We start from the raw sequence: 4,295 nt of genomic DNA, 5'->3' as shown, positions 1-4,295 counted from the left end.
AAGATATTTTATGACAAGTTACGCTTTATCTATGTAGAAATCAAGAAGTTTGACAAGAGTTTAGAGGAGATAGAAACACATTTTGACAAGTGGTTGTATGTGCTAAAAAACTTAGTAAAAATAGAGGAGATACCAGCTAAGTTGCAAGAAAAAGTGTTTAAAAAGTTGTTTCAAATTGCAGAGATTGCACGTTTTGATGAGAAGCAGTTGCAATCTTACCGAGATAGTGAAAAGAACTATTTGGACTTTACAGCCTCTTTAGAAACTTCCTTTAATGAAGGAAGAGTAGAAGAAAGGATAGAAATAGCCAAGAATATGATAGCAGAGGGTTTTGATAATCAGGTAATTTTAAAACTTACAGGCTTAACTATTGAGCAGATAGAAGCATTGAGGAAGGAAGTGAGATAGGGGGAATGGCAAACTCTTATTTCTACCCTGTCTTTTGGCTTGGGCATGAAGGGCTTGGACTATGTGCAGAATGTAAGTCAAGAGAATAAATTTACTTTCAATAGCAAGGAGAAGCAAACCGAGCTTGGGCTGTACCACTACGACTTCAGTGCCAGAAGCTATGACTATCAGACAGGTAGGACTACTACCCTTGACCCTCATGGGGATAGGTATGTGAGTATTTCGCCTTATTCTTTCTTGAATAACAACCCGCTGAGGTACATAGACCCTACGGGCAGAGATGTAACCGAAACGGCATGGGGTACGAGCTATACAGGTGTAGATGCTCAACGAGCATTTATGCAGTTGAAGTTCATGAGTGCGTATAATGCAAAGGAAAAGGGAAAGGATAATGGTACCCCCTTAACTGTAGATTAAATTGCGTGAGGTAGCCGCTCAAAATGGAGTTACTGATTTATTTAAAATTGGAGATGTTTTTGAAAAAGCATTTTTTGAAGCCACAGGGAACGCTGTTATGTATAATGACAATCCTGAAAATGTAAGAAATGGTTGTGCTATTTTGTATGAAAGCAATGTGAGGAAAGCCAGAGTGCGTCCCGATGGCATAGGGAGAGTTGCTTATCAAGATAATGAAGGGATAAAGGCGTATGATGATAAAGGAGCTTTCTATGAAGTAAAATCAGGACAGACCACGCTTGATGCAAACTATTCAACAGACAATCCACAACAATTATTGGCAATGCTTGAGGTGCTTAGTCGTAAACCAGCAGGTGCTTTCGGGGGGGCTACCTTATTTTTAGTTACCCCTGTAGGAGTCAAGGTAAATTTGACTCAAGAAGCAAGAAACTATGGAGTTAATCTAATTCAAATAACCTCTACGCTATTGGAAGATGGAACAATAAGTTTCAATAATGCTCAAATACATTATGCCAATCCCAAAGGACGATTAAGGCAAAATTATATGAATGGTGCTCCTATACGGCTTAATATGGAAATGTTTAATAGACCTGTCAAACTAAAATGGAACTAACATGATAACAATAACTTGGTTTTTTATTTTAACAAATTTTCTTAACCCAGACCTAAACAATTTAGATACCATGAAAAACTACATTGAATTTAGCGATGATAGGTACGAATTTACACGAGTGTATTTAGGTTGTAAACCTGATATTTTAGCAAATTCTATTCATTATAAAAATGCCCTTTTTCAACTCATTGCTCCAGAACACCTTGATGGTAGCATAGAAAGTCTTAAAAAGGTTGATAGTATTTTAAATTCTACTGATTTGGAAAAGATAAATACAGATATGTTCAACGGATTACTTCTATATGTAGGAGAAGTCATACAAAAAAAGGTAAATGGAGAAATCCGCTTGGATAATATAATACATCCCCTTATTAAGGGAGATAGATTTTTTCCATGTATTATTTCAGACAAAGGGAAAGAATATGATTTTTATGGTCGAGTAGTTTTTTGCATAGAGCAAATACCCTATTCAAATATTTACTCTAATATAAATTCCATTTTAATCGAATGGAGGCTTCCAGTACAGAAGTTAGAACTCAATCCAGACCTTTTCCCTCCATTGGATAATTAAATTGATACAAAACATAGTCAGAGTTCAAAACTCTGACTGTATTATCCCTTCGGCTTGGGAATGAAGGGCTTGGATTGGACTGCACCAAGTCCTAATACAGAGAATAAGTTTACCTTCAACAGCAAAGAGAAGCAAACTGAGCTTGGGCTGCACTGGCACGACTACGGGGCGAGGAACTATGATGCTCAGATAGGAAGATTCTTTAAAGTAGATAGGTTTGCGGAGAAATATTATAACTTTTCACCATATCAATATGCCGCTAATAATCCTATCAAATATATTGATGTGAATGGGGATAGTATTTGGATTTCTCATAATGGGCAGGATTATAAATACCATAAAGGGCAATTATATGTCTTTGATAGACAAACTGGACAACAAAAATTATTTATTGCACAGCGTAATAGTTTCTTAGCGGGTGTTTTGACTACTATTAATCAGTTAGGTGGAAATACCGCAAAAGGAAGGGAATTATTTGATTTTTTCCATAGTAAAAATGCAAATGGCGAAGATAATTATGTAAGGATAGAGCAACAGACTAATAAGAACAGAGGCAATGAAGGAGGTGGTGCAGGTCAGGCAAGTGATGGTGTTGTGAGCTTAAAGCCATCTCTAACAGGTTCTAATATACCGACAACAAATGGAATACAAATGAGTCCACTTTGGCTTGATTTAGGGCATGAACTTGCTCATGTTCAAGATTTCATACTTAATGGAAATGGCAGCTTCCGAACTACATGGGTAGCTAATCCAAGTGACCCCTCTAAACCATTTTTAGAAGCAGAAAAATATGCTACTCATGTTGAGAATATAATGAGAGCGCAGGCTGGTTTACCCTTGCGGACACATTATGCCGAGCAAGGTGGAGGAGGTTATGAACCTACAAGAATTATTGATAGCAATGGCAAAAGCCTATTTTATAAAAATGCAGCTAATCAACCTTTTGACTATAAAAGCTTAAAATAATGATACAAAAAACAGCCATATTTATTATTTGTATATTTATTTGCGGGTGTAGTGTTAAAAACAGCATTTTAAAACAGATAAATGATACATTTTACTCCCAAGAATACAAAATGTATTTAGGGGGTGATTTTGGATTAAAAAGTCGTAAGGACTTGATGAGAAGACTTGACAAGCAATTATTTTTAAAACATGATACCATCGTAATATTTCAAGGTATTCATTATGGTTCAGTTACTTCCTTTGGTTGTGATGTTTATGATGATACGGTGAGATATATGTATCACTCTATGGATATTAAAACTCATAAAACTAACTTTTTTTCAATCCCTTTTCCTTTTCCTTACAATATAAAAAACAGTCGAGATAGTTACATTTTTGAGAAATTAAAAAAGGGGAAATTGCAAGAAATCTTAGAAGAAGCAAAAAATTCTAAGCTCACATTATCTCCTCCTACTTCTATAAATTTACTACTTATCATAAGAGAGGGTAAAAAATTCAGAGTAGAGAATTATGAAATTAAGGATTTTATACCTAAGCCACTGCAAAGAAATCGGGAGAAACGTCAAGGAAAAAACTTTCCGTAAATTGTACCAAGTTAGTCTTAGAGGTATATAATGGCAATAGCATTCTCAGCACCCAAGAGCAGTACGTAAGCACCGCAGGGGAAACCGCATGGGAAGAGTTAGCAATAGGCATGACCCTGCCAGCCAATACCCCCCTGTTTGCTTTAGACTTAAACGCAGTGTGTTTAAGGCATTCTATCTACCAATCTCTGATTGGCATTTGGTGCGTAGCATGAGAGATAGGTTTTATTCATTGTTAATCAGCAAGTTATAATAGCACAAATCAAAATTTGTACGGTTCGCCGTTGCGACTCTACTCCAGATTTTTGATTCCAGATTCCTCATTGATATTTCCTCATTTTTCCCTATCTTTGTCTAAAACAAGATAGAATATGATTGCACAAAAATACATCAATCCTTTTACCGATTTCGGATTTAAGAAAATCTTTGGGGAGGAGGCAAACAAAGACCTGCTCATTGATTTTTTGAACGAACTGCTCACAGACAAGGGCAAAATTATTGACCTAACCTACCTCAAAAGTGAGCATTTGGGGACTACCGACTTGGATAGAAAAGCGATTTTTGACCTGTATTGTGAAAACGAAAAAGGAGAAAAGTTCATTGTGGAAATGCAAAGAGCTAAACAAGACTATTTTAAGGATAGGAGTTTATACTACGCTACTTTTCCCATTCAAGAACAGGCAAAGCGAGGCGATTGGAACTATCAATTGAAAGGGGTTTATTCTATAGCTATTAC

At 36.1% G+C, this 4,295-nt stretch carries 7 protein-coding genes; all 7 read left to right on the top strand.

Annotated features, from left to right (window positions below; genetic code table 11):
- Window positions 1-408, top strand: a 408-nt coding sequence (locus BM141_RS21630; RefSeq protein ID WP_177217505.1) for a PD-(D/E)XK nuclease family transposase, incomplete at its 5' end; no start/stop codon positions are given.
- Between the two features lie 45 nt (window positions 409-453).
- Complete coding sequence (locus BM141_RS21625; RefSeq protein ID WP_091549526.1) at window positions 454-825, top strand: RHS repeat-associated core domain-containing protein; 372 nt, start codon at window positions 454-456, stop codon at window positions 823-825.
- A gap of 1 nt (window position 826) precedes the next feature.
- A complete protein-coding gene (locus BM141_RS21620) occupies window positions 827-1,438 on the top strand; it encodes a hypothetical protein (RefSeq protein ID WP_091549525.1) in 612 nt (203 codons plus the stop codon).
- A 1-nt stretch (window position 1,439) separates the two neighbouring features.
- Complete coding sequence (locus tag BM141_RS21615; protein ID WP_091549524.1) at window positions 1,440-2,009, top strand: hypothetical protein; 570 nt, start codon at window positions 1,440-1,442, stop codon at window positions 2,007-2,009.
- Window positions 2,010-2,045: 36 nt separating this feature from the next.
- On the top strand, window positions 2,046-2,975 hold the full coding sequence (locus BM141_RS21610; protein ID WP_262509471.1) for an RHS repeat-associated core domain-containing protein: 930 nt from the start codon (window positions 2,046-2,048) through the stop codon (window positions 2,973-2,975).
- On the top strand, window positions 2,975-3,559 hold the full coding sequence (locus tag BM141_RS21605) for a hypothetical protein (protein WP_091549522.1): 585 nt from the start codon (window positions 2,975-2,977) through the stop codon (window positions 3,557-3,559). The genes BM141_RS21610 and BM141_RS21605 overlap by 1 nt, the downstream gene beginning before the upstream one ends.
- 371 nt (window positions 3,560-3,930) lie before the next feature.
- A partial coding sequence (locus BM141_RS21600) for an Rpn family recombination-promoting nuclease/putative transposase (RefSeq protein ID WP_143091065.1) occupies window positions 3,931-4,295 on the top strand: 365 nt, incomplete at its 3' end.

Source organism: Thermoflexibacter ruber (assembly GCF_900113045.1).
Classification (GTDB): Bacteria; Bacteroidota; Bacteroidia; order Cytophagales; family Thermoflexibacteraceae; genus Thermoflexibacter; species Thermoflexibacter ruber.
The sequence above is the reverse complement of the archived record's forward strand: the minus strand, read 5'-3'. Positions and strand labels throughout refer to the sequence as shown.